The sequence below is a fragment of the Neisseria sp. P0021.S005 genome (assembly GCF_051956955.1).
Window position 1 is genome coordinate 1 of sequence record NZ_JBQCWY010000180.1, and the last position, 5,419, is coordinate 5,419.

The window sequence follows — 5,419 nt, forward strand, 5'->3', positions numbered from 1 at the left end:
CCGCTGCATACCGAAAATGCCGCGCTGGGTGCGTTGATGGACACTATTGAACTGGCGGGAGCTTGATCATGCAAGAATGGTTCCAAAACCTCTTTGCCGCAACGCTCGGTCTGGGCGATTTGGGTATTACCGTAGGCTTGGTGGTATCCGTCATCGTCAAAATCGTGATTATCCTGATTCCGCTGATTCTGACCGTTGCCTACCTGACGTATTTCGAACGTAAAGTCATCGGCTTTATGCAGCTTCGCGTTGGCCCAAACGTAACCGGCCCGTGGGGTCTGATTCAGCCGTTTGCCGACGTGTTCAAACTCTTGTTTAAAGAGGTAACCCGTCCGAAGCTGTCAAATAAAGCCCTGTTCTATATTGGTCCGATTATGTCGCTAGCCCCGTCTTTTGCGGCATGGGCAGTGATTCCGTTCAACGAAGAATGGGTGCTGACCAACATCAATATCGGCCTTTTGTATATCCTGATGATTACCTCGCTGTCGGTTTACGGCGTGATCATCGCGGGCTGGGCTTCCAACTCCAAATATTCGTTCTTGGGCGCAATGCGTGCTTCCGCGCAAAGCATTTCCTACGAGATTGCCATGAGTGCCGCGTTGGTGTGCGTCGTGATGGTATCGGGCAGCATGAACTTCTCCGATATCGTTGCCGCGCAAGCCAAAGGTATTGCCGGCGGTTCGGTATTCTCTTGGAACTGGCTGCCGCTCTTCCCCATCTTCATCGTCTATCTGATTTCCGCCGTTGCCGAAACCAACCGCGCACCGTTTGACGTAGCAGAGGGCGAATCCGAAATCGTTGCCGGTCACCACGTTGAATATTCCGGCTTCGCATTCGCGCTGTTCTTCCTTGCCGAATACATTTTCATGATTCTGATTGCCGCGCTGACATCGCTGATGTTCCTCGGCGGCTGGTTGTCTCCGTTCCCGCAAAGCTGGGGCTTTATCGGTACGCCTTCCGCATTTTGGATGTTCGTGAAAATGGCGGCGGTGCTGTACTGGTACCTGTGGATCCGTGCAACTTTCCCACGCTACCGTTACGACCAAATCATGCGTTTGGGCTGGAAAGTGCTGATTCCGATCGGCTTCGCCTACATCGTGATTTTGGGCGTGTGGATGATTTCACCGCTGAATTTGTGGAAATAAGTTTCAGACGGCATCTTGAGGCCGTCTGAACAAAGCGATTTTGAATACCTAACGAAATCCCTGTTTTGAGGGAACATAATATGGCTAACTTAGTAAAAACCTTTCTGCTTGGCGAATTGGTAAAAGGCTTGGGCGTAACGCTCAAAAACTTTTTTGCCCGCAAAGACACAATTTATTTCCCAGAAGAGAAAACGCCGCAATCCGTGCGTTTCCGCGGCCTGCACGCGCAACGCCGTTATCCGAACGGCGAAGAGCGCTGTATTGCGTGTAAATTGTGCGAGGCAGTTTGTCCGGCAATGGCGATTAACATCGAATCGGAAGAACGCGAAGACGGCACCCGCCGCACCAAGCGTTACGACATCGACCTGACCAAGTGCATCTTCTGCGGTTTCTGCGAAGAGGCTTGCCCGACCGATGCGATTGTGGAAACCCATATTTTTGAATACCACGGCGAGAAAAAAGGCGACTTGCACATGACCAAGCCGATTCTTTTGGCCATTGGCGACAAATACGAAGCTGAAATCGCCAAACGCAAAGCCGCTGACGCGCCGTATCGTTAAGGAGCAGACGAATGACTTTTTCCGCGATTCTGTTCTATATTCTTGCCGCCATCGTTTTGTACGGTGCGGTTCGTACCGTTACCGCTAAAAACCCTGTTCACGCCGCTTTGCATCTGGTGCTGACCTTCTGCGTGAGCGCGATGATTTGGATGCTGATGCAGGCTGAGTTTTTGGGCGTTACGCTGGTGGTGGTTTACGTCGGCGCCGTGATGGTGTTGTTCCTGTTCGTCGTGATGATGTTGAACATCGACATTGAAGAAATGCGCGCCGGTTTCTGGCGTCATGCGCCTGTTGCCGGTGTGGTCGGCACATTGTTGGCGGTTGCGCTGATTCTGATTCTGGTCAACCCGAAAACCGACCTTGACGCATTTGGTCTAATGAAAGACATTCCGGCCGATTACAACAATATCCGTGATTTGGGCAGCCGTATTTATACTGACTACCTGTTGCCGTTTGAATTGGCGGCGGTATTGCTGCTGTTGGGTATGGTGGCCGCGATTGCGCTGGTTCACCGTAAAACCACCAATCCGAAACGTATGGATCCTGCCGACCAAGTTAAAGTACGCGCCGACCAAGGCCGTATGCGTCTGGTGAAAATGGAAGCGGTCAAACCGCAAGTCGAATCTGCCGAAGAAAGCGAAGTTTCAGACGGCCTTAAGCCGGAAGGGGAGGGCAAAGCATGATTACCTTGACGCATTATCTGGTATTGGGTGCGCTCCTGTTCGGTATCAGCGCAATGGGTATCTTCATGAACCGCAAAAACGTGCTGGTATTGCTGATGTCCATCGAGCTGATGCTTTTGGCGGTGAACTTCAACTTTATCGCCTTCTCGCAATATTTGGGCGATACTGCCGGACAGATTTTCGTATTCTTCGTACTGACCGTTGCCGCTGCCGAATCTGCCATCGGTTTGGCGATTATGGTATTGGTGTACCGCAACCGACAAACAATCAACGTTGCCGATTTGGATGAGTTGAAAGGGTAATCATGAACGATATGACTTTATATTTGATAATTGCCCTTGTTCCGTTGGCAGGCTCGCTGATTGCGGGTTTGTTCGGCAACAAAATCGGACGTGCCGGCGCGCATACGGTTACGATACTCGGCGTGGCGGTGTCTGCCGTGCTGTCGGCTTATGTGCTGTGGGGATTCCTCAATGGTAGCCGTGCCAAGTTTGACGAGAACGTCTATACCTGGCTGACAATGGGCGGTTTGGATTTCTCCGTCGGCTTCTTGGTCGATACGATGACGGCGATGATGATGGTCGTAGTAACCGGCGTGTCGTTGATGGTGCATATCTACACCATCGGTTATATGCACGACGAAAAAGTCGGCTACCAACGCTTCTTCAGCTATATTTCTTTGTTTACTTTCAGCATGTTGATGCTGATTATGAGCAACAACTTCATCCAGCTCTTCTTCGGCTGGGAGTCTGTGGGCTTGGTGTCGTATCTCTTGATCGGTTTCTATTTCAAACGTCCAAGCGCAACATTTGCCAACCTGAAAGCCTTTTTGATCAACCGTGTCGGCGACTTCGGCTTTTTGCTCGGTATCGGCTTGGTGCTTGCCTATTTCGGCGGCAGCCTGCGCTATCAAGATGTATTCGCTTATCTGCCTAATGTTCAGACGGCCACTATCCAACTGTTCCCCGGTGTGGAATGGTCTTTGATTACCGTAACCTGTTTACTGTTGTTTGTCGGTGCGATGGGTAAATCGGCACAATTCCCGCTGCACGTCTGGCTGCCTGATTCGATGGAAGGCCCGACTCCGATTTCTGCATTGATTCACGCCGCAACCATGGTTACCGCCGGTCTGTTCATGGTATCGCGTATGTCGCCTATTTATGAGATGAGCAGCACTGCGCTGTCTGTCATCATGGTAATCGGTGCGATTACTGCTCTGTTTATGGGTTTCTTGGGCGTGATTCAAAACGACATCAAACGTGTGGTTGCGTATTCCACCCTGTCGCAACTGGGCTACATGACCGTGGCTCTGGGCGCGTCTGCCTATTCCGTAGCGATGTTCCATGTGATGACTCACGCTTTCTTTAAAGCCTTATTGTTCTTGGCCGCAGGTAGCGCGATTATCGGTATGCACCATGACCAAGACATGCGCCACATGGGTAACCTGAAAAAATACATGCCGATTACTTGGCTGACCATGCTGATCGGTAACTTGTCGCTGATTGGTACGCCGTTCTTCTCCGGCTTCTATTCCAAAGATTCGATTATCGAAGCGGCGAAATACAGCACCCTGCCGGGCAGCGGCTTTGCCTATTTTGCCGTCCTCGCCAGCGTGTTTGTTACTGCGTTCTACGCATTCCGCCAATACTTTATGGTGTTCCACGGCGAAGAGAAATGGCGCAGACTGCCTGAACATCATGACGATCATCATGGAGAAGAACATCACGGCTTAGGCAAAAACGACAATCCGCACGAAAGCCCGCTGGTTGTTACCCTGCCTTTGATTTTGCTTGCCATTCCGTCCGTCATCATCGGCTACGTTGCCATCGAGCCTATGCTTTACGGCGATTTCTTCAAAGACGTGATTTTTGTTAATGCCGACGCGCATCCGACCATGCATATCATGAAGGAAGAGTTCCACGGCGCATTGGCAATGGTGTCGCACAGCCTGCATTCGCCTGTACTCTACCTCGCTATCGCAGGTGTCTTGAGCGCATGGCTCCTGTACGTCAAACTGCCGCACCTGCCTGCGAAAATTGCACAGGTGTTCCGTCCGATTTACGTTTTGTTTGAAAACAAATACTACCTCGACGCCCTGTATTTCAATGTTTTCGCCAAAGGCACGCGCGCATTGGGTACTTTCTTCTGGAAAGTCGGCGATACCGCCATTATCGACAACGGTATCGTCAACGGCTCTGCCAAACTGGTCGGCGCGATTGCCGCGCAGGTACGCAAAGTCCAAACCGGCTTCATCTATACCTATGCCGCTGCTATGGTATTCGGCGTATTGGTACTGCTCGGCATGACCTTCTGGGGATTGTTCCGATAAAAGCGGGATTTCAGACGGCCTGTCTATAGTTTGTGTGTATAGGGGCCGTCTAAAAAAGAAAATTTGAGCAACAATAATGATTGAAGACAAATTACCGCAAACCCTGGACGAAGTCCGCGAAGCCATTGATGGTTTGGACAAGGGATTAATCGAATTACTCGCCCGCCGGCAGAAATTGGTACGGCAGGCTGGTCGTCTGAAACCTAAAAACGATGTGCGGGCGGTTTCCGCGCCTGAACGGGTGGCTCAAGTGATTACCTCGTGCCGCGCTTATGCCGAAAAGGCCGGTTTGTCGCCCGAAGTAGCAGAAGCAGTTTGGCGCAGCATGATTGATGCGTTCATTAAACTTGAGATGGACACCAACCGTACCGATGGAGCGTAGTCAAAATCTTCGGATAATGGTTTTGGCAAGAAAAATATGGAAGAGGCCGTCTGAAAAGAAGGTTTTAGGCGGTTATGGAATAAAAGAATGACGGTAGATATACGTTTTCTTGATTTTGCCATATACAAAATACACAATCTTTTTCAGACGGCCTCCTGAAATGGTGTCTGAAAACCAACCCATACAACTATATTTTTTATTTTAACCACAGGTTAACCACTATGTTTTCCAACTACCTACTCAGCTTGGCAATATGGATACCCATCGCCGCAGGTGTGCTGGTTTTGGCGACCGGTAAAGACAGCCGTGCGCCGCTGGCG

General features: G+C 50.6%; 6 protein-coding genes. All 6 read left to right on the forward strand.

The features are described from left to right. Positions 1 to 68 precede the first annotated feature (68 nt). On the forward strand, positions 69 to 1,145 hold the full coding sequence (nuoH, locus tag ACTHUE_RS10350; RefSeq protein ID WP_002216340.1) for an NADH-quinone oxidoreductase subunit NuoH: 1,077 nt from the start codon (positions 69 to 71) through the stop codon (positions 1,143 to 1,145). Positions 1,146 to 1,225: 80 nt separating this feature from the next. Beyond that, complete coding sequence (gene nuoI / locus ACTHUE_RS10355) at positions 1,226 to 1,705, forward strand: NADH-quinone oxidoreductase subunit NuoI (protein ID WP_002218650.1); 480 nt, start codon at positions 1,226 to 1,228, stop codon at positions 1,703 to 1,705. An 11-nt stretch (positions 1,706 to 1,716) separates the two neighbouring features. Next, positions 1,717 to 2,388 (forward strand): NADH-quinone oxidoreductase subunit J, encoded by a 672-nt coding sequence (locus ACTHUE_RS10360; RefSeq protein ID WP_004519136.1) that lies wholly within the window; start codon positions 1,717 to 1,719, stop codon positions 2,386 to 2,388. Next, positions 2,385 to 2,690 carry an NADH-quinone oxidoreductase subunit NuoK gene (gene nuoK / locus ACTHUE_RS10365; RefSeq protein WP_004519135.1) on the forward strand — a complete coding sequence of 102 codons (306 nt, stop codon included), beginning with the start codon at positions 2,385 to 2,387 and terminating at the stop codon, positions 2,688 to 2,690. Before ACTHUE_RS10360 ends, nuoK begins: the two co-directional genes overlap by 4 nt. A gap of 2 nt (positions 2,691 to 2,692) precedes the next feature. Further along, positions 2,693 to 4,717 carry an NADH-quinone oxidoreductase subunit L gene (nuoL, locus tag ACTHUE_RS10370; protein ID WP_070504145.1) on the forward strand — a complete coding sequence of 675 codons (2,025 nt, stop codon included), beginning with the start codon at positions 2,693 to 2,695 and terminating at the stop codon, positions 4,715 to 4,717. Between the two features lie 76 nt (positions 4,718 to 4,793). Beyond that, entirely contained in the window at positions 4,794 to 5,099 is a 306-nt protein-coding gene (locus ACTHUE_RS10375; RefSeq protein ID WP_004519132.1) for a chorismate mutase, read from the forward strand. Positions 5,100 to 5,419: the final 320 nt, after the last annotated feature.